General features: G+C 39.3%; 14 protein-coding genes. 9 read left to right on the top strand and 5 right to left on the bottom strand.

Annotated features, from left to right (window positions below; genetic code table 11):
• The first annotated feature begins 10 nt into the window (after window positions 1–10).
• From ACRD64_RS21775 to ACRD64_RS21765, 3 genes are all read left to right on the top strand, one after another.
• Window positions 11–925, top strand: a complete 915-nt coding sequence (locus ACRD64_RS21775) for a metallophosphoesterase (protein WP_430936062.1) — start codon at window positions 11–13, stop codon at window positions 923–925.
• Complete coding sequence (gene amrS, locus ACRD64_RS21770; protein WP_430936060.1) at window positions 885–1,925, top strand: AmmeMemoRadiSam system radical SAM enzyme; 1,041 nt, start codon at window positions 885–887, stop codon at window positions 1,923–1,925. The genes ACRD64_RS21775 and amrS overlap by 41 nt, the downstream gene beginning before the upstream one ends.
• A 560-nt stretch (window positions 1,926–2,485) precedes the next feature.
• Window positions 2,486–2,917 (top strand): Hsp20/alpha crystallin family protein, encoded by a 432-nt coding sequence (locus ACRD64_RS21765; RefSeq protein WP_430936058.1) that lies wholly within the window; start codon window positions 2,486–2,488, stop codon window positions 2,915–2,917.
• A 239-nt stretch (window positions 2,918–3,156) separates the two neighbouring features.
• Here the strand turns inward: ACRD64_RS21765 and ACRD64_RS21760 are convergent, their stop codons facing one another.
• On the bottom strand, window positions 3,157–4,230 hold the full coding sequence (locus ACRD64_RS21760; RefSeq protein WP_430936056.1) for a PorP/SprF family type IX secretion system membrane protein: 1,074 nt from the start codon (window positions 4,228–4,230) through the stop codon (window positions 3,157–3,159).
• 106 nt (window positions 4,231–4,336) lie between these two features.
• Window positions 4,337–9,334, bottom strand: a complete 4,998-nt coding sequence (locus ACRD64_RS21755) for a PKD domain-containing protein (RefSeq protein WP_430936054.1) — start codon at window positions 9,332–9,334, stop codon at window positions 4,337–4,339.
• A 317-nt stretch (window positions 9,335–9,651) separates the two neighbouring features.
• On the opposite strand from ACRD64_RS21755, the gene ACRD64_RS21750 reads away from it, so the two are divergent.
• On the top strand, window positions 9,652–10,563 hold the full coding sequence (locus ACRD64_RS21750) for a proline dehydrogenase family protein (protein ID WP_430936052.1): 912 nt from the start codon (window positions 9,652–9,654) through the stop codon (window positions 10,561–10,563).
• Window positions 10,564–10,635: 72 nt separating this feature from the next.
• Here ACRD64_RS21750 and ACRD64_RS21745 read toward each other — a convergent pair whose 3' ends face one another.
• The 3 genes from ACRD64_RS21745 to ACRD64_RS21735 form a co-directional block, all read right to left on the bottom strand.
• Window positions 10,636–13,431 (bottom strand): T9SS type A sorting domain-containing protein, encoded by a 2,796-nt coding sequence (locus ACRD64_RS21745; RefSeq protein ID WP_430936050.1) that lies wholly within the window; start codon window positions 13,429–13,431, stop codon window positions 10,636–10,638.
• Between the two features lie 58 nt (window positions 13,432–13,489).
• Entirely contained in the window at window positions 13,490–13,879 is a 390-nt protein-coding gene (locus tag ACRD64_RS21740) for a hypothetical protein (RefSeq protein WP_430936048.1), read from the bottom strand.
• Between the two features lie 158 nt (window positions 13,880–14,037).
• Window positions 14,038–15,339, bottom strand: coding sequence for an MATE family efflux transporter (locus ACRD64_RS21735; protein ID WP_430936046.1), 1,302 nt, complete (start codon window positions 15,337–15,339; stop codon window positions 14,038–14,040).
• A gap of 278 nt (window positions 15,340–15,617) precedes the next feature.
• Here ACRD64_RS21735 and ACRD64_RS21730 point away from each other — a divergent pair, with 278 nt between their 5' ends.
• From ACRD64_RS21730 to ACRD64_RS21710, 5 genes are all read left to right on the top strand, one after another.
• On the top strand, window positions 15,618–16,220 hold the full coding sequence (locus tag ACRD64_RS21730) for a superoxide dismutase (protein ID WP_430936044.1): 603 nt from the start codon (window positions 15,618–15,620) through the stop codon (window positions 16,218–16,220).
• 172 nt (window positions 16,221–16,392) lie between these two features.
• Entirely contained in the window at window positions 16,393–17,430 is a 1,038-nt protein-coding gene (locus ACRD64_RS21725; protein ID WP_430936042.1) for a polysaccharide deacetylase family protein, read from the top strand.
• Between the two features lie 5 nt (window positions 17,431–17,435).
• A complete protein-coding gene (locus tag ACRD64_RS21720) occupies window positions 17,436–18,992 on the top strand; it encodes a polysaccharide biosynthesis C-terminal domain-containing protein (protein ID WP_430936040.1) in 1,557 nt (518 codons plus the stop codon).
• Between the two features lie 104 nt (window positions 18,993–19,096).
• The gene (locus ACRD64_RS21715) at window positions 19,097–20,215 is read left to right on the top strand and encodes a glycosyltransferase family 4 protein (RefSeq protein ID WP_430936038.1); all 1,119 of its coding nucleotides are present in this window, start codon (window positions 19,097–19,099) and stop codon (window positions 20,213–20,215) included.
• 482 nt (window positions 20,216–20,697) lie between these two features.
• Window positions 20,698–21,215: PKD domain-containing protein (locus tag ACRD64_RS21710; RefSeq protein ID WP_430936036.1), on the top strand; the 518-nt coding region annotated here is incomplete at its 3' end.

The following is a 21,215-nucleotide window of genomic DNA, read 5'->3' as shown; positions in this document are numbered from 1 at the left end:
GTTTCAGGTAATGGGTACAAAATTAAATAGGCGAGAATTTATCCGAAATGGCGCATTGATTATAGCAGGCCTTTCTTTTTTGCCATCATGGGCTAGTCCCAGTAGAAAATTAAGGTTTGGGTGGGTCACTGATATTCATTATGCCGAGGCGCCCGTAAAATGGGGGAGATATTATTCGGAAGGAGTTTTTAAACTTAAAGAGGCGGTGAACCTGTTCAATAGTGAAAATGTAACTTTTGCCATTGAAACGGGAGATCTGAAGGATCAGTCAGAACTCCCTGTCGAAAAAGAAACTTTGGGTTACCTTAAAAAGATAGAAAACGAATTTGCCCAATTTAAAGGGCCGCGTTACCATGTCCTGGGTAATCATGATCTAGATTCCCTTTCTAAGGAACAATTCATGAGCCATGTGGAAAACACGGGGATTGATAAAAGTAAAACGTATTATTTCTTTGAGCATGCAGGGTTTAGGTTTGTGGTATTGGATGCCTGTTTCAAATCGAATGGTGCAGATTATGACCACGATAACTTTGATTATCGTGATACCATTATTCCTCAGGAAGAAATACTGTGGTTGGCCGATGTGTTAAAAAAGAGCGATAAGCCGGTTGTTATATTCGTGCACCAGTTGTTGGACGGCGAAGGGGATTTATATATTAACAATGCTTCTGCCGTGCGCGATGTGTTAAAGGCATCAGGTAATGTTGCGGCGGTGTTTCAAGGCCATCATCACGATGGAGGAGCAAAAGTGATCGACGGTATTTTATATTACACTTTAAAGGCCTTAGTTGAAGGAAGTGGCGCGGCAAACAACAGTTATGCTATCGTTAATCTGGACACAGACGGTGAGATAACTATAGAGGGGTACAGAAAAGCAGAGGGTTATGAATATGTATCGTCACAAGAAAAAATCCTTGCCATGTAAAGAAGCGCTGTATTGGCATGCGAAAGGAGATGGCGTGCAATGTGTGTTATGCCCGCACAATTGTTTTTTAAAAGAAGGCGAGGTGGGCATATGTCGTACCAGAGTCAATCGAAACAGTAAATTGGTTGCCCTGACTTATGGATACCCATGCGCTATGTATGTGGATCCCGTCGAAAAAAAACCGTTGTATCATTTTTTACCCGGGAGCAAAACTTTTTCTATCTCTACTACCGGATGCAATTTAAGGTGCTTAAACTGTCAGAACTATAGTATATCTCAGGCAGATTTTATCGAAGATGAGTTTCAATTTGTTTCTCCGGAAAATATGGTGGATGCTGCCCTGTCTCAAAAATGCACCTCTATCTCCTACACATATACCGATCCTGTTGTCTATTATGAGTATGCCTATGATATTGCGGTTCTAGCAAAAGAAAACAATCTGAAAAACATAATAGTTTCCGCAGGATATATTCACAAAAAGCCTTTGCGTGAGCTGTGCAGATATATTGATGCAGCTAATATCGATTTAAAATGTTTCGACCCCAAAATTTATAAAACATTATCGGGTGTAGCCATGAATAATGTTTTGGATACGCTATTGGCATTGAAAGAAAAGGGAGTCTGGCTTGAAATAACAAACCTGTTAGTTCCGGGTTATAGTGATAGCATAAAAATGATAGAGAGGATGTGCTGCTGGTTGGTGGATAATGGATTGTCAGATTTTCCTTTGCACTTCAGCCGGTTTCACCCAACATACAAGTTATTAAACAGTCATCCAACTTCAATCTCAATATTGGAGGAAGCTTATTTGATGGCCCAAGAAATAGGGATTAAATATGTTTATCTGGGAAATGTCCGGGATGAAAAATATACTAATACGAAATGTCCGGCATGTAATAACGTAATTGTTCAACGTGATGCGTATCGTATCAGGATAGATTTAAAAGAGAACGGTCGATGCAGGTTTTGTGATTGTAAAATTGAAGGAGTTTGGAACTGAAAATTGATCATGTTTCTTTTTGGTATTCATTTGTTTTTCTGTGCCTGAAAATAGCATTCTACGAAACAAAAATTTACTTTATAATCAGGTGGATCTGGAATAATTTAAGGGAGTAAGCGCTCAATGCCTAATGATCCCAATATATTATAATGTCGCAAAACAGCGAAAAAGAATAAATGAAGTCTCCGCTTAATCTATCTTTGTTTAACTTCCATTTAGGCAATACAAAGGAGGTCATATTCAGAATGAATACGACCTCCGGTACACACAGGAATTGTTGGGAGGAAAAAATTTTCTTTTGTAATATCTGAAGGCAAATATCAGTTTTTAAGCATTCTTTACTATTACCCATCTGTTACCATTATCTTAAATTAAATTACACGTTGTTTTATAGGTGTAGGACAAAATGGCGTAAAAATAAGGAATAGCAATGTCAAAATGACATTATTATGTTGTGAATGTATGACTTTATGTCCTGATTAGTAGGGTGGTATACAGTTTGAGAATAACAGTTCAAACAATGAAAAATATTAAAAACTAAAAAATAGGAGGATTTCATTATGACACTAGTTAGAAGAACAAACAGAAATTTAGATTCATTATTAAATGATTTTATGGGTGGTGACTTTTTTATGAACCAAAACGGATTGTATTCGGGAAGTAAGTCTATCCCAGCCGTAAACATTATCGACGACAACGATCAATATTTAATTGAATTGGCGGCAGCCGGATTAAAAAAAGAAGATTTCAACATCGAGTTTAATAATGGTAAACTGACCATTTCGGCTAAGGAAGAAGAAAGTAAAGAAAACGTTAAATACACACAAAGAGAATTTAACTATGCCGGATTTACCAGAACCTTTGCGGTACCTAAACAAAAAGTAGATGATGGAGCAATCGCTGCAAATTACGAAAACGGTGTATTGAGAATTACACTTCCCAAGAGGGAAGAAGTGAAACCAAAACCGGCACGATTGGTTGAGATTGCATAATTGATTTGGTTAGTATGATTTGTATTAGGGGGCCTTCGATAGAGGGCCCTTTTTATTACGAAGTCTTTTAACTTAAAATCTATTGTCTGATTGGTAACTGTTTAAAATCATTGACCAATGACTAATTGAACCGGTATCGATCACTGAATGTCAATTCCTAAAAAAAACCGATTACTGATTGCTGAATCCCAAACACCTTTCATTTCCCACCTCTCATCAACTCACCGGTTCACCAACCACTAAAACACCCTTCGCCTTTTGCGTTTATATTTGCTTCGGCTCGTACTTGATAAAGGATTCGCTGTTTCGGAACAAGGTAATGCCGGACGTTTACCGTTAAGCCGTAAACCCATTCTCTGGTTAAACTCAAATATTACCGATAGTTCATGGGCGCCTTGAGAGTTCCATCCCAAACTGGATATGGAAACATCGTAGCTATAACCAAAACGGAGTGGTCCATATTTATACGACAGTAATGCAACTATGGCATCTTGATTAATGCTTGAGCTGTTTTCCGTTGATATAAACGGAAGTCCGCGGTACCAGATTCCAATCTCTATCGGATCGTTAAACCAGTATACGCCCAAATCCATTTGAACATCCTGAGCTTGTTGTTGCAGTCTATAGCTTAATGAAAAAGATCTGGCATGACCTTTTAGACGTCTTTTTTCGTTCCAGATATTTACCCCTCCAAACAAAACTGTTTTCAAAGGCATTCTCATCTCTTCGTTTAAAAAGGAATAGTTGGGTTGAGCTAAGTGGTCTACCGTTATCCCAAACCAATATTTCGAACTGTAAAGAAATGCCGAGGCGGCAAAGTCTATGTAGTTAGCTTTTTCGTTGTTTAGTCTGCTCCAGGATCCTGATCCTCCTAAACCTTGCATTTCATCCACAAACATAAGTTTGTTAAAGTCAATAGTCTTATCGCCGTAGGTAAACTGCAGTCCGGGAATTAATTGCCATTCATCGTTAATTACCAGATTGTAGCTGTACTGAAAGGCAAAATTAGTTGTGGTTAAGCCGGCACTTCCAGCCTTGTCTTGATATAGCAAAAAACCAAGCCCGCTATTTAGACCTTGAAAGAAGTTGTCAAATGAGATGGAATAAGTTTCAAAAGCGTTTTGTATCCCTGGCCATTGGTTTCGGTAGTTAGCTATTAATCGGCCACCATCGGTAGAGCCTGCTAAAGACGGACTCATATACAGCGGATTAGCATAGAACTGCGAAAAATGCGGATCTTGAGCCATAGTGCTATTTACCATACCGCTTATAGCGATGATTAGAAATAATAGGTATGTTTTAAATCTATTCATCTGTTTAAAATTATTGAAACCTCTTTAACCTGAGCAATATTCTTTAATTATTATATAAAACTTATTTTACCCTCAGGGCCTTTTGCCAGCAGGCATGCATCCCGGTTTATCTCAATAAGGTTACATCTCCGGTATACACTTTAAACTGGCCCGTACTAAACCTACAGGATACTTTCCATATATACACGCCCTGCGAACAGAGCTGCTTTTTGTGATATCCATTCCAGCCCACCTCGATGTCTTCACTCTCGAACACCAACTGACCCCATCGGGTAAAAATCTGGAGTTTATATTCAACCACTCCTTTTTGAATCGCGGGATGGAAGATGTAATTGTTGTTGTCGGTACGGTCATATCTGCCATCTCCGGGCCCTGAAGTGTTAGGGGTGAACGCGTTCGGAAAAGTGATTTCTCCGCCCTCCTTGGCTGTTACTGCCTGGTATTGAATGTACGAGTTGGTGCAGCCAAATTCGTTTTCGGCGTCCAGGGTGATGTCGAAATTGCCTGCGGAAGTATAGTTGTAAACCGGGTTTTCGTCGGTAGATGTTTGCCCGTCACCGAATCGCCAAAGGTAACTATCCGCATCCATCGATTGGTTCACAAACGTTACGCCTTCTCCCGGAATGGTAACTACGTTAGGGCGTACATCAAATAATGCTGTAGGTTCGGGATAGACCTCCACCTTAAGATCATCTTTTATCGTTGTGCCACCGGGGCCTTCCACAGTAAGGGTCACAGTATAGGTTCCTTCGGTATAATAAATATGTGTGGGATTAGGATCGGCAGAGATATTTCCGTCACCAAAATCCCAGTGATAGGTTTCAACGTTTGTCGCATTGCTGTAAAAATCTACTTTTAAGGCAGGGCATCCTTCGGTGGGTGGCCCATATTCCACCGTTGGCAGGCCGGCAATAATGATAATTCCTTTTTTAATTGTGTTTTCACATTTATCGGAATAAACCCGAAGGGAAAGATCATATTCACCGTAATCCGTGTAAGTGTAGCTGTTGGGTTGTCTTTCCGTTGAGGTATTTGAATCTCCAAAATCCCATTGATATTCCCAAATATCTCCTTGGGTTAAATTGTTAATTTCTATGGTCGATTCCGGCATCTGTAGTTCTTGTGGTGCAACACTGAAATCAACATTTGGAGTTGCATAAACGGTAACTTTTGTGTAGGCTGTATCACTACATCCATAAGGTGAATTGGCAATCATACTCACATCGTATTCAATGTCGGCATCCGTATTATTCTTAAACATATTCAGTCCGAGGTACGATTCGGAAGTGTTTCTGTCACCGTAATCCCAAATAAAATCGTTGGCTCCTTCCGACTCGTTACCAAAACTGACTTCCAAAGGCGAACATCCTTTGCTGTCTCCCGTAATTTTAGCCACCACATTGGGTTTTACACTTGTATAGCCTTCCATCGAGTCTTTACATCCAAAGCTGTTTTCGGTGAGGAGTTTAATTTTAAACTCCTTTGGCGTATAATGGTCGTTGGAATAAATATGGTCTACGCTTTCGTTCCCTGTCATGGTAGCTGAAGTACCGTCGCCAAAGTTCCAGGTTGAGCTTACGATATTTTCGGTATAGTTTGTAAATGTTACGCTTTTGGGAGAGCATACCGAAAAATCGTTGGGTTCGAAATAAGTGTTTGGGCTGGGTAGTGCTTTCACTTCTACCGAGGCTGTGTCTGAACATCCATAGGGAGAAGATGCTATCATCTGAACGTCGAAAGTTAACTCTTCGTCTGTGGCATTTTCAAATATATTCTGACCTAAGACTCCTGCTGAGGTATTTCCGTCTCCATAGTCCCAAAGATAGCTGTTTGCGCCGGTTGAATTATTGGCAAAGTTGGCTTCGAAAGGAGCGCAGTCTGTCACCGCTTCGCTGATATCGGCATGTACGGATGGATTAACGGTAGTAAACCCATCCAACGAATCTTTACAGCCAAAACTGTTTTCAGCTATTAATCGTATCCGGTAATTAAGTGGACTGAATGTGTCGTTGGTGAATGTGTGTTCAATGTTTTCAGTGTCGCTAGTCGAAGCTTTATCACCATCGCCAAATTCCCAATAGGATTTAACTGTGTTTTCCGAATTGTTTTCAAAAAGAATATTCTTTGGCGAACAGATGGCAAAATCATTGGGAACGAACTTAGCAGTGGGAGACGGCAATACGGTTACCGTTACTTCGGCAGTATCTAAACACCCAAATCCGGAGGTAGTGTAAAGGGTTACTTTATGTTTTTCTTTTACCTGGTTATTGTTTGAAAACAATTTTGCATTTACATTTCCTCCTGTAACAAGATTTCCATCTCCAAAATCCCATTCGTATTTAAAGGCTCCTATGTCAGCCACAAAATCTGCGTTTAAAGGTGAGCATCCGCTGTCGGGATTAGCGGAAAGGTTAAATTCCTGTCTTGGATAAACGGTGGTGTACAATTCGGAAGTATCGGTACAACCAAAAGCGTTTTCGGTTACAAGTTGTACCTCAAATGATTGTGTATACGACTCGGGGTTAATGAATAGGTGCGCAGCATTTTCTGAAGTTATTGTGTCTGTGCCATCACCAAACATCCATTCATAAGCACTTCCTCCTTGCGATTTGTTGGTGAAGTTGCTTTCCAAAGGTGTACATCCCACTGCTTCATCTATCTCGAAATAAGAAATTGGAGTAGGGGCTACCTTAACGGAGTGGATAGTTGTATCTGCACATCCATTTAGGGTTCGTGCAATTAATGTGATTTCGTAATCAACGGCAGCTGGTGTTTTGTTGGTAAATACCAGCTGTGGGTTTTCAAGGTTCGAAATGATTCCGTTTCCAAAGTCCCAGTAATAATTGTCCGCATGGCTTGAAGTGTTTTCAAATTCTATTTCCAACGGAGTGCAGCCCACGGCTGGAGGAGGGGTTATTTGCGCATCCGGTAGCTGGAAAAAATTGATTTCAACAGTGTCTCCACCAACACATCCATTGCCGTTATCCTCGTTCCAGGCAAATTTAAAGGTTCCAGGTGTGTCTACGGTAACATTTGTAATTTCCGATGCGTCGTTATTAAAGTTGGCGGTTCCTGTTCCTTCGGCTTTTGTCCATTTGCCGGTTCCAACATGTTTGAACGCAATTAATTGTATCGACAAACCACAAGTGTCTTTGTCCTCCATAACGGCAGGTAATGGTATTTCGGTGAAAGAAAGGTTGATGTCGGCCGAGTCAACGCAACCGTTGTTTTCTTCTATCCATCTTACTACGTAAGTGCCATAAGTATCGGCAACAACATTTGGGTCGGGTAAGCTGAATGACGAAAATGCCAGGTTACCCGGGCCACTGACGGTTTTCCAGCTTCCTGTTCCTATACTTGGCATCGCTGTAAGAATGGTTTGTAAACCACATTCGTCAATATTGTTGCCGGCATTGGCTATAGGTTGAGCATCCACTGTTATAGTAATTGTTTTGGTATCCTGACAGCCATGCGTATCCCTGACGGTATAATTATATTGAAAGGTGCCGGCTTCATCGGCGGTGAAAACAGGTGATTGAATATCAGTTGCAGATAACTTGTCCGTTCTGGTTCCTGTCCATTGATGAAATATGTAAGCGTTGGAACCACCGGATGGCTTTGGATCTAGTGTAATGTTCGTGCCTAAACATACTTCAATGTTGTTATTGGTAATACTGATGTTAACTTGCTGAACATCCATAATTATGGTGTCACTGCTCCAACAGGTGTTTTGGTCTTCCACGCGATAAATAAGTTCATATTGTCCACTTGTAGCTGTTGTAAAGTCCGGGTCGACGATGCTGGTACTGCTTAAACTACCGGTTTGGCCACTCCATGAATGTGTATACGGCGCAGTTCCCGAGCTGGGGTTACCATCGAGCCCGATTGCAACCCCGGGACAAAGATGGGTTGTATCCCCTTGTGCGATATCTGCTTTGGGTGATTCCAGTACTTGAATGTTTACAGTACCTACATCGGAACAACCATTACCATCGGTAATAGAATAGGTAATAGAGTGTGTTCCGGGGCCCGCTATTTCGGGATCGAACATAGCACTCCAGGGGTCACTAATTCCCGGGCCTGCCCATTGTCCACCTCCGTCAGCTGCAATCAATAAAAAGGGATCTTCCGATTCGCAAACAGCTGCTACCGGATGAATTGAAGCATCAGGTAAATCCACAATAATGGCTTGGGCTGTTGTGGTCACCGGAGGAAAATCACCGTTGATAGGGTCGGCAGGAGGCAGACCGTCGTAAAGGTCCGCATCGTAAGGGTTGCAAACATTCCAGTTGCGAAGCGTTACTTCAAAAAAAGCGCCAACCGGATGCCCCGTTGGAATGTAAATATCCAGTGTTGTATTGTAAGGAGCAGAAGGTGCCTCAACTGGGCCCGGCATATAATCTATCGATCCTGACCAGGGGTAAGCCCTTACGGAACCATCTACCTGGGCATTGGCAATTGTGCTTCCCCCAGTACCGTAGATCCATTGAACCCACCTGTCGGCATTGTTGATCACATCGTTTTCGTCAGGTGGAGTACAATTCCACTGGCTTACATCTTCAAAATGGAAAAGAGCATCGTTCCCAACGCAAATTGGTTTAGGATCGGGAGTGATGGCTAAATAGCCCCCGTTTTGGTCGTCCGTGTCCCATACTGTTACAATCTGTTCCTGTTCGGAACTGGTGCAAACAACTCCATTAACAACCAAAGCCACTCTCGGATGATAATTGCACTGGTTACCTGTGTTGGGATACGTATGGCTATGGGTTGTTTGCCAATCCCTATCGGTGGCATTAATCAAGGTAGCATCAATGACCTCAACCGGGGTGCCATCGTCCCAATCGTACTGTATTTGTATGGTCGCTGTGCCTTTGTCATTTACGCCGTAATACGTAACCTCCCAATCTACATCTACCGGGGCACATTTTCCAATGGGGTGAATGTCGTTCCCTTTTGAAAGATGGGTGCAGTCTTGTCCGAAACTGAAGCTGTAAATCAGAGTGAACAAAATAATGCAAAGCCCCAGGCGATGTGGTGTGCTGTGTTGATTGATCACCGTGGTTAATTTATATGTTGTGTTCCCTTTGTTACGTAGTATATCCAAATTAGTTTTGACAAATAGATGTTTTTTTGTGATAAAAACTTTTATACGCACATTTTCAGTAGATTATGATAATAAAAAAGTGGGTGAGGTTAAATCTGTAAATATTTTGGCAATGAGTATATTCTGATTCGTGAATTGTCTTTTTAAATATGATTTATGTCAGGATTACCCTGTACGTAAGGGTTTTATGAGAATAGTCATTTTTTCGGAATGTAAAAAAGTAGAAGTTTATACTGGATAACAATATCAATCGATTTGAAAAAAAATGTTGTTGTACTCATAAATTTAATAATAAGCGATTGATGAAAATAATGGATATGATTAACAAAGCAGTTGCCACGGTAGTACCCTATTTTCCTAAGAAGTTTATATGGGTATTCTCTAAGAAATATATAGCAGGAGTTACCGTGCAAGATGCCATTCAGGCTTCTCAAAGCCTGAATATGCACGGAGTATGTGTTACTGTGGACTTGCTCGGGGAGTTTATCACGAATATGGAGCAGGCCAGCTTTAATAGGGATCAATATTTGCAAATTATCGAAGCATTTGAAAATGCCAAAATTGATGGTAATTATTCCCTTAAACCAACAAGCTTTGGATTATTGATAGATCCCGAGAAGTGTTATCAAAATATTCGTACCATTGTTGCCTTGGCTGCCAAATACGGCAATTTTGTACGAATCGATATGGAAGATTCAGCATGTGTTGATTTGGAATTGACATTGTACAAACGATTAAAACAAGAGTTTCCGAAAAGTGTGGGGTTGGTATTGCAGGCGTATCTAAAAAGGACAGCGGATGATATTGATGCGCTGTTAAATTTACATACACCGGAGTCACCTTTAAATTTCAGGCTATGCAAAGGAATCTATAATGAGCCGGAGGAAATCGCAATTAAGGATGGAAAGAAGATAAATGAAAATTACCTCAAACTACTAGATAAGTTGCTTTTTAGAGGTGTGTATGTAGGTATTGCAACACACGATAAGGCATTGGTAGACGGAGCCAATAAGCTTATTGAAAAATACCAGGTTCCTAAGGATATGTACGAGTTTCAGATGTTATACGGGGTAACACCTGAACTGAGAAACAGTATTGTAGGAAATGGAAATAAAATGCGGGTTTACGTACCTTATGGTGAGGACTGGTTTGGATATTCAACGCGAAGATTAAAAGAAAATCCGAAAATGGCACAGCACATCATTAAATCAATTTTTGTCAAAGGTTAGGTTAATATATTGGTTATGTTTATGTGAGGGTAAGGTCGGGGAAGGCCTTACCCTCTTTTTATTTTATTTATTTTATCGAATGCTAATTTTTTGAGCATAAACCTGGTTATCAAGATTAAGCTTAATGATGTATATGCCTGCACTTACATCGGTAAGATTAAACTGATACGAGTTCAATTCTTCCTGAGAATTAAATTTGTTTTCAAAAACAATACGTCCGTTGTTGTCGAGAATAGAGATGAACATGTTGCTGCCAGATGCAGTTTTTACATCAATATTAAACATTCCATCACTGGGGTTTGGGTAAACCGTAAATGATGAATTATTCTTCGCTGTTGACTCAGGGCTAAAGCCTGTGCCTGAAGAAGGCTTACCAACAAAAATTCCTCTTCCATGAGTGGCAGTTACTACTTTACCATCCAGATCGCTGGTTTTTACCATGTTGCATACTACGTTTCCAAGATTGTTTGTTGCAACATTTTCCCAAACCGTAGAGGTACCATTGAGTGTTTGTGTTTTGTATAGGCCAATACTGGTTGAAATATAATAGGTTTTTTCATCGTCCCAATTCAAAATGGCTGCACCTCTAACCGAAACATCGGAAGCGGTAGGATCTGTAGTAACAACCGAATAACTAAGGTTACCGTCGATCTGTGTGTAATTAACTCCTCCATCTGAAGAATAAAAGATACTGGGGACGTTGTAGTTTGAAAAAATTACGATTATTTCATTGGCGTCTCGCGGGTTAATGGCAATGCAGTTAGGGTACGATCCGGAGTTGGCTTCGTTTATTGAAATGTCGTTCCTAACCAGGCTCCCTTCATCGACAGTACTGTTTTCAACCTTATAAACCAACGGATTGCCCGATTCGGCGTAGGCAGCATAGTAAAGCACATTTGCCGGAGATTGTGAAACAGCCATGGTTGTTACCGTATAGCCCGGTACGTCCAAAACGCTTGGGGCAGACCATCCTGACATATTGGAATTATCAAAATCGAAAATATCCTCAATTGCTTTATTGATCCATACGTTTTCTCCTGCCGCATAATACATTACCTCTTCGTTATTAGGGTTGATGACAAACGGGTTGATATATAATTGTCCGGTAGCGTCAGCCGGTACAACAAAGGACCATTCCGCACCATCATTACCAAAAGGGTTTATCGGAAAATTTTGGGCATCGTAATTTGTCCGTATCACCGTACCGTTTTGCGATGAAACATAAGCATAGTTGGCACCAAGATAACAATAACCGCCATCCCCGCTACTAATGTTCTCGGAGCCGGAAGTGGAAGTGTTGTACCTAAAAGCAGGTGTCCCGTTGTCCTGTGTTCCACCTATATAGCGATCATCGTCAGCAGTATTGATATCGGCAATCGTATAAAATTGCGTAACATTGTAGCCATTGTTCTTATCAATCCATGGCATTAACGAGCTGGCCGTAGTGTTTTGTGTAATATCTGCAACATAGCTCAAGCCTCCATCGTGACCGCTCCAGACAGCATCATTGTTGTTGGGATCAAAAATGGTAATATGGCAATCGGCATGATGATTTGTATATTGACCATTACCACCATCTGTTTCATATCCCCCAATCCAACTATAATCTTTGGTAGGAGAGGATGCAAAACCATCATTGGATCGGAATAGAGAGGTGTTTCCGATGATAATAAAATCTTCATCATCCGGCTTTACCGCCAAAGTCATATTATAATTGGCTTGTGGTCCTAATTTTCCATTGTTACTATCGAAGGCTGGTAAATTCGCCGTCCTGTCTATCAGTTCATTATTTGTCAGATCTATTTTATGAAACGATATGTTGGTTTCGTCAATGTTTGTAAATACATAACCGATATTTGTATTTGATGGTGCGAATCGTATTACGCTTCTATCGTGTGTTGAAGGGAATGTTGTTGAACTGGCATCTATCTGAGAAAAGGCAGTCGCGTTGTACTGCTTATAATATACTCCGGGCGAATTATCCGGCGTGCTACCCTCGTTAAAGTTTGCTTCGGATAAAACGGCTAAAATGTTTCCCTGCGAATCAATGTCAAAATCACAATAAACATGGTCGTTACCTCCACCTAATTCGCCACTTAACGAATATGTGCCGTCCGTCTCCGATAATTTGATTAACCCATAGCTATGGGCGGCCAGAATTAAATCTCCGTTGTAAGGGTTTACTTTTATCTTTGAAATATAATCGCTTATATCGTCCCATTCAAAAGGTGCTGTATTGCTGCCATAAACGATATTCCAAGTTTCACCATTATCTGTAGATTTGTATATCCCATAACCTGAATAGAAAGATCCCGTTGCATCGGCAGAGTTGCCATTAAATTCCCCACTGGCATAATACCAATTGTTTTCTTGTCCGGATCTGGTGTCTTGGCATATGGAAGTTACCGAGTATGTTTCGTCAGGAGAGTTTTTTAATTGCCAGCTCTCTCCCTGGTCAGTCGATTTCCAGATACCGCCGGAGACACCTCCCGCAATAACAATGTTCGAGTTACGCGTGTCAATTGCCAAAGCCCGCGTTCTACCCCCAACATCATTGGGGCCTGCTTCGCTCCAGTCATAAGCCGCGCTACCGCTTTTTAAAGTGCTTTTAGGCAGTGAAGAATAAAGTGCCAGTTCTTTACTCCTGATACCATTAGGTATTTTATTCACTGCCGGATCCCTAAGCATATGAAAGAAATAGGCTTCCCTGTTTTTAATGGTTTGGGCCGCTGCTTTTGGCGAGTGTGACGACCTAACCTTTGGAGGTAATTTAATGTGGTTGCGGGTTACATGGCGGTTGGTTAAGACAACAGTTGCGGCAATGGCAACACTTGCGACGCTAAGTAAAATATAAGATCTGTTTTTCATACTTTTAAATTAGACAAGCGGATAATAATTATTAACGATAGGTTCCAGGGTGTTTTTGCTATTGTTGGGAGATTAATATTAATTTCCAAGATTGCGAATCGTGATATGGCCTTACTTTGTTAACTAAAATACATTTAACCGTTTTGTAGGCCTTTGGTTTGGTGTTTACATAGCTTTTAATTACTAGTTTCTCCCCTTCGGAAATAACAGGGGCGGAACTTCCTCGCATATGGATGGTATCAATAACAAAGTATTCGGCCCCGTTTGCAATAGTTAAATGACCGGTGACCAAGGTTTCGTTATGACCTATTTCGTCACCTCTAAATTTAGGTTTTGGGTGGGTTGATGATGTATCTGATTGGATAGTTTTATCGATAGGTTTGCACCCAATCAGGGATAAGGCAATAAATAATATATAAAATTGGCCTGAACTTATGGTTTTTTTCATACGGAGGATATGTTTATTTTAAACAAGTGACAAATTTTGATTGTTCACCAACAAGTATTATTTCACTCTATTGAGCCATGAAATATAAAATTAAACAACATTACAATTGAAATATTCTTTACGGAGATAAGCCAAATTTGATTCGATATATAATAAGATTATTTAATTTTAACAAAAACCGCACTTTTAGCTAAAAGGCTTTGTGAAATACTTCTTGATAGCATAAATAATAACATGGCCAACCATAATGCATGTACTCCAATATAGCCGGCTAATATATAATAAGGTGCAAAGAAGAACAGAATTGATGAAATGAGCATGGTGTTTCGCATGGCTTTGGAAGCTGTTGCTCCAATATAAATTCCGTCCCATATAAATGAAGCAAAGCTGGCCAAAGGTAAAAACACAAGCCATATTATATACTGCGAAGCTTCGCTTAGTACGGTTTCCTTATTGGTGAACAGTTTTAAAAGTTGGTTTCCCGCACTATAATAAGCTAAGGTAAACGACAAGCCAAAAAAGATGCCCCAATAAAAAAGTTTTCTCGAAGCTTCTACAAGTTTGCTTTTGTTACGGGCGCCATAGTATTTACCCACTATAGCTTCCGCCGCATAGGCAAAGCCGTCTAAAAAATACGAAAACAGAAAAAGAAACTGTAATAAGGCACTGTTGGCAGCCAGCGCTATATCTCCGAAGCTGGCAGATTTAGAGGTGAAAAAAGTAAAAACGGCAATAACGCACCAGGTTCTGATAAATATATCAGCACTCACATTTAAAAATCCCTTAAAATGTTTGGCTACCATAACGGCTTTCAGGTTAAGGTAGTGAAGTGTTTCTTTGTATCTTTTCAGAAATAAAATGATGGCAAGTACCAGGCCGGTATATTGAGCAATTACCGAACCCAAAGCAACACCTCGTTCCTCCATGCCTATTTCGCGTACCAGGAAAAAACTGCATCCTATATTGACAATATTTATCAAAACTGAAATAATCATAGGATACAACGCGTTTTGCATTCCTAAAAACCAACCATTAATCACCATTAGCGAAATAGCGGCTGGTGCCGCCCAAATTCTTACGTAATAATAGTTTCGGGCTAATTCCTTAACTTCCTGCGATCCGTCCAATAGCCAAAAGCTTAGTTTCTCGAGACCAGCCTGAAAGATCAGCAATACTAAACTGCCCACAATTGCTATTAACATACCGCGAAACAAAACCATAGCCATTTCCCGATTGCTTTTCTTGCCAAAAGCCTGTGCTGCTATCCCACTAATGCTCATCCTAAGAAAAGCAAACCCCCAATACACAAAATTGAAGATAACGCCACCTAAAGCAACTGCTCCCATAAATAATTCAGAATCCAAATATCCCATTAAGTGTAAATCCACCATGCTCAATAAGGGAACCGTTAAATTGGTTAAAATATTGGGAACGGATAATTTAAGTATGTCTTTATGCACTGTATGTCAGTTGTTTTTGTAAAAAGTAATACTAAGAATACAATTGGAAGTATGATCATATCCTGCGTAATCTTAATGATATGTTCTGGCCTCGCCGGTTTAATTAATTTGGGAGTCGAAGATAATATTTTTATTTTTTTTTAAACATTTTGTTTTGGGTGGTGTTTTACCCTTGATTTTAACAAAGCGGAAAAAAAGATGTAAAAATCTTATTAAATTGTTTTGATTTAATCTAAATAAGAAATAAATTTGTATCACATTCATAACCGAAAACAATTATGGCATTTGAATTACCAAAATTAAATTACGCTTACGATGCTTTAGAGCCGCATATTGACGCCCGTACTATGGAGATTCATCATACGAAGCACCATGGGGGATACACCAAAAACCTAAACGCTGCTATTGAGGGAACTGATATAGCCTCTTTTTCTATTAAAGATATATTAAAGGATGTTTCAAAGCATTCAGTGGCGGTAAGAAATAATGGTGGCGGATTTTATAACCACGATTTATTTTGGAAGGTAATGTCACCCAACGGTGGAGGAATACCATCTGGAGACTTGTTTCAGGCGGTAGTAAAGAATTTTGGATCGTTTGATGCGTTTAAAGATCAGTTTTCAAAAGCGGCTGCGACCCGTTTTGGTTCAGGTTGGGCTTGGCTGGTAAAAAAAGATGATGGAAGTTTAGTGGTGAGTTCCACGCCAAATCAGGATAATCCGTTGATGGATGTTGCCGAAGTTAAAGGTACCCCTATTTTAGGATTGGATGTTTGGGAGCACGCCTACTATTTAAAATATCAAAATTTACGTCCTGATTATATCAGTGCATTCTGGAATGTAATTAATTGGGACGAAGTTTCTAAACGATTAATAGGTTAGTTTGTTTATTTTGTCTGGGTAATGTGGGGTGTCCGTTATAAATGGGCACCCCATTGTATTTTATACACTTACAAAAATTTGAACCTTATCGCCAACGAACAAACTGAAAAAGTGTGTATAATTGATTTGAATGATTAGTTTTGTTGGTGACTAATTTCATCTGCCTTTCAAATTGAAAAAACTAAGACAAAACCTAAAACAACTTTTCTGCCCGCTTGCCGGGATATTGCCATTTAAAATGTTACGACAGTTTGCCAATCGTGATTTGTTGGTAATTAACTATCATAGTATAAATAATGCTGATCCCGATCCTGTTATTAACAAAAACATTTATCGTAGCGTTGAAGAGTTCGAGCAGGATATCAAATTCTTAAAAAAATATTATCGGTTCGTTTCATTAAAAGAAGTGTTGGAAGGCGTGGCGGGCACTAGAAAGTTAGGAAAAAAATGTGTGCTGCTGACATTTGATGACGGATTAAGGGTGGTGTATGACAAATTCCGTCCCGTCTTAATAAAATATGATATTTCTGCGGCTGTTTTTATAAATCCCTGTTTTATCGACAACAAAGAACTGCACTACCAACGAAAAAAGAATCTAATTCTACATACCGTCACAACACGCGAGGTTGAAGAGAAAAAGAAGCATTGGAAAACAATTTTCGCCGAGCAGGAAATGTATTCGCAAAATTTTTACGACAATGTGAATTCCATTTGTTATAAAAATTCATCTTTGCTGAATGACCTTTCAGCGTTGTTTAAAATTGATATCGACAAGTACCTTAATCGCCATCCGATTTATCTAAGCAGTGATCAAATCGAGAAAATGATGGAGGAGGGGTTTTATTTTGGCGGGCACAGCATGGATCACCCAAACTATGACGAAATTTCCTTTAATGAACAGCTGCGGCAAACCCTTGAAAGTATAGAATGGGTGTCCAAGAAGTATGATGTTAACTATAAGGTGTTTGCTTTCCCATTGCGTGAACATAATATTCCGGTTGAATTATTTGAAGCAATTAAAGGTCAATGCGACATCTCATTTGGGGTAAGGGGCATGGGACCGGATACGATAAATAATCATTTGCAGCGGGTGGAAGTTGAATCGAGCTCCATGAAGATAGAACATGCATTGAAACTTGAATACTTAAAGTATATGTTACGATGCCTTGTTGGAAATAGGAAGTACAGACGTAAGAACTTGGTGAAATAGGATTTATGGCAGAATCGCACAAAAAGCAATTGGTTGAAAATACAATGTGGGTTTATGCGAGTAAAGTTATTACCCAAATATTAGGTCTCATCGCTACGGTTTTAGTCATAAGAAAGTTACCGGTTGATACTTATGGAACTTTTACATTTTTATTTGGGTTGTTTTTTGTGTATCAGTTGTTTATTACAAGTCCCATAAAAAATGCTTTGCTCCGTTATGTTCCGGAATTTAGTGAAAATGGTAACGTGATTGTTGTTCGCAAAATGTTGGGATTCGCATTAATACTGTCCATGGTATTAATTACTGTATTTTCATTTGCTCTCCTATCTTTTAAAGACGTATTTGCCAGGTTTTTTAATATAACCGGCTTTGAAACGCATATAAATGCTTTTTTTGTTTTTGCATTTTGTTATGCCCTCAAGATTCTTTCCGAAACGATTATTGCTTCTTTTTTAAAACATCCACTCAGTGCTAAAGCCGGTATATTGGTTGTTGCTTTCAGATCCACAGCCTATCTTGTTTTACTGAATGAAATTTCGGTTAATTTGCTTTTGTATATCGAGGCCTTTGTTTCAATAGTCTTTGTGTGTTATGTAATCCGCGAAATATTTAAACAAATCCTTTTAAGAGACAATAACGAGTCTAATGGAAACTTTAAGGAGATCAAAGGGAGGGTATTGCGATTTTATTTGTTGTCATTTTTTTCGGAATTGGGTTATGGTATTATCGGGAAAACCAGCGATCATTATATCATAGCTGCCATGTCGTCTCCATTTTATATAGGACTATACGGGTTTGCACTTAAAATATTCGAGATGTTCTATAAGATTCTTCCTTTCAGGGAGTTTGAGTCAATTTTAAAGCCTGTATTCTTTAAACGGTTTTCTAAGTCAGGAAGTGATCTTGAAATCAACGAATTTTACATGTTCTCAATTAAGATATTGGTGCCTTTGTTTATGTTACCGGCGCTGTACTTTTTGTTGTTTGGTAAAGGTGTTATCATAAACGTGTTCGAAGAGAAATACTTGCCGGCCTATTGGGTTTCTTGTATTACTTTAGTTGGAATTTTACTGAACGGTTATTTTTATCCGCTTAATCTGGTCATTCAACTAAAAGAACGGTTGGAGATTAATTTATATTCAAGAGTCATAGCGGTGTTCAGCATTGTAGCGGGTATTTACCTGATGAAAATATACGGAATCATTGGTGTAGCGGTTGCAACTGTTGTTGGAGAGTTCCTAAAGAATATTTTTATGCTGTTTATGCTCCGAAGGTATGTGCCAATACGCTATACAAGAGGCGTTTTTAGCAAGTATGGGTTGATTGCGTTGTTAATGGTGGTCTTTTTAATACCCTTTTCTTCTTTTTGGGAAAGTGCACATGGGTGGTTGATGGGAAGTGTCGTGTTTTTTCTGTTATACGTATTTCTGGTTCTTAATGTGAATCCGTTAAGCGATAGGGACATAAGGAAATTAAAAGAATTGTTGGCCAGTTCTACCATTTTGGAAAAGGTTTACGTGAAATTAATGCCATTTATTAATTTTATGAGGTTAAGAGGATAGATCACTGTGACTCATTGTATCTTCTGCTTAAGCGGAGTAAGTTGTGCATGTAGTCGTTTGACCCTTATCGTCTATCTTTAAGTCTCATATCTAACTTAAAACTGATGAAACAGAGTCTTCATAAAAAACCTACGATCGTAGTTATTGGATTAAAGGGATTACCAGGTTTCGGAGGAGCCGCTACGGTTGGGGAAAATATTATTAACCGGTTAAAAGGAGAATTCAGATTCACGGTGCTATCGGTTGAAACACATGCGGATAAGGGTTTTGAGTTAGGCGATGTTCGCCAAATCATATTTAAGAAATTTCCCATATCTAAGTTAAATATTTTTGTATACTATATAAGATGTGCTCTGTATGTGCTTTTCTGCAAAAAGCATGATTTGGTGCACCTGCACCATACCGATGGGGCCTTTATTCTACCATTGTTGAAGTTGCGCAATAGAGTTGTTTTAACATCTCATGCACGTCCACAAGAGCATGTCAAGTGGTCCAATTGGGTTAATTGTTTTTTTAAGATAAATGAAAAAATAGCGATTAGGTTGGCGGATACGTATACTGCCGTATCCAAGCCCTTGCAGAGGACATATAAAAAGCATTATAATAGAGAAATAATGTATATTCCTAATGGTGTGGATCTGGAAGCGGCTAAACTGGAAGTGCATTCAAATAATGGTGAACCTTATTTATTGTTTGCCGCCGGAAGGATTATACAATCAAAAGGCTTACATATCTTGCTACAAGCATTAAGAGCCATAAACTTTACAAATAAGATTAAAATTGCGGGAAACCTGGATCAAGTCGCTGAGTATAAAAAACAAATATTAGAGCTTTCATCAGGACTAAATGTTGAGTTTTTAGGCATGATTAAGGAGAAGAGTACGCTGCTTAAACTGGTAGCAAATGCAGAAGTTTTTGTATACCCAACTCTGTATGAAGCCATGTCTATTATGCTTCTTGAAGCCGCATCGGTAAAGGTGCCGGTTATTTGCAGTGATATTCCCGCGAACACGGCTATTTTTTCGAATGATGAACTTACTTTATTCGAATCAGAAAATGTGGAAGATTTAAAGAAGAAGATTAAATACTTTTATGAACATAAGGATGAAGCATCACTTAAAACACATAAAGCTTTTAAAAAGTTAGAGAAGTCCCACAGCTGGCTAGGTATAGCTATGCAATATAAAGTAGTTTTCGAGGTTTTGATGAAAGAAAGATCTTAATATTAAGTTATTTAATATTCATATAAAACCAGATGATTTTTCTTAATAAAAACACCTTTTGTGTAATAAAATCATGCTTTGAATAAAGATTTAGGTCGTTTATCAAATTCGAAGATCAACACACCTTTTTTTAGTTAAGTTTGTTAAAGTTCAAGTGCGGGTACACATTTGTGTTTATTGTTAGTTGGATACCTTTTGGAATATTTTTCTCGCTATAATGAAAAGCCATTGTCCGCATACTGACTAACCAGAAAGTATTACTTTGTTAGGCACTGTAAAGTGGGACTGACGGGTCGGAGGCGTACCAAGAATGAACAATAAAGAGGTTCAAATTGCTTTCTATAAAACTAAAAGGTATTGTTTCTATCTTTTGGTAAATTCAATATCTGATTCGTACAAAAAAATATCCTGCACCCATTCGTTACATTCAAATTATGAATTCTGATTTTCAATTGAAGCTAATAAATAAAATATTTGGCAGAATGAATAAATCAAACCTGCTGTTAGTATGTATGTTTGTTTTATCAGTTAATGCAATTGGACAAACAGCAGACTTTAATGCTAACAATACAACTGTTTGCACAGTTAATTCTGTAGTTTTTACCAATGCTTCAACTGGAGGAGTTGGAATTGTAACTTACACCTGGAATTTTGGAGCGGGAGCTACTCCTTCAAATTTAATAGGTGAAGGACCTCACGAGGTCACCTACATTGGCTCTGGACCAAGCACAGTTACTTTAACCATGCGTGATACCGATGGGGAATACGTAGAGACTAAAACCAATTACATAACAAGAGTAGCGGCGCCCACTATAAATTTAGCTACAGGATCAAGTAGTCAAAGCGTTTGCCCCGGAACGGCAATTACGGATATTACCTATAACATTGCCAACGCCACGGGTGCCACGGTAACCGGTGTCGCGGGACTGAGCGGTTCCTACAACAGCGGGGTATTCACGGTAACGGGAACACCAACCGAATCCGGAACGTACACGGTAAC

The sequence above is a fragment of the Saccharicrinis sp. 156 genome (assembly GCF_050589685.1).
Lineage (GTDB): Bacteria > Bacteroidota > Bacteroidia > Bacteroidales > Marinilabiliaceae > Saccharicrinis.
This window is presented reverse-complemented; position numbering and strand designations above follow the sequence as displayed.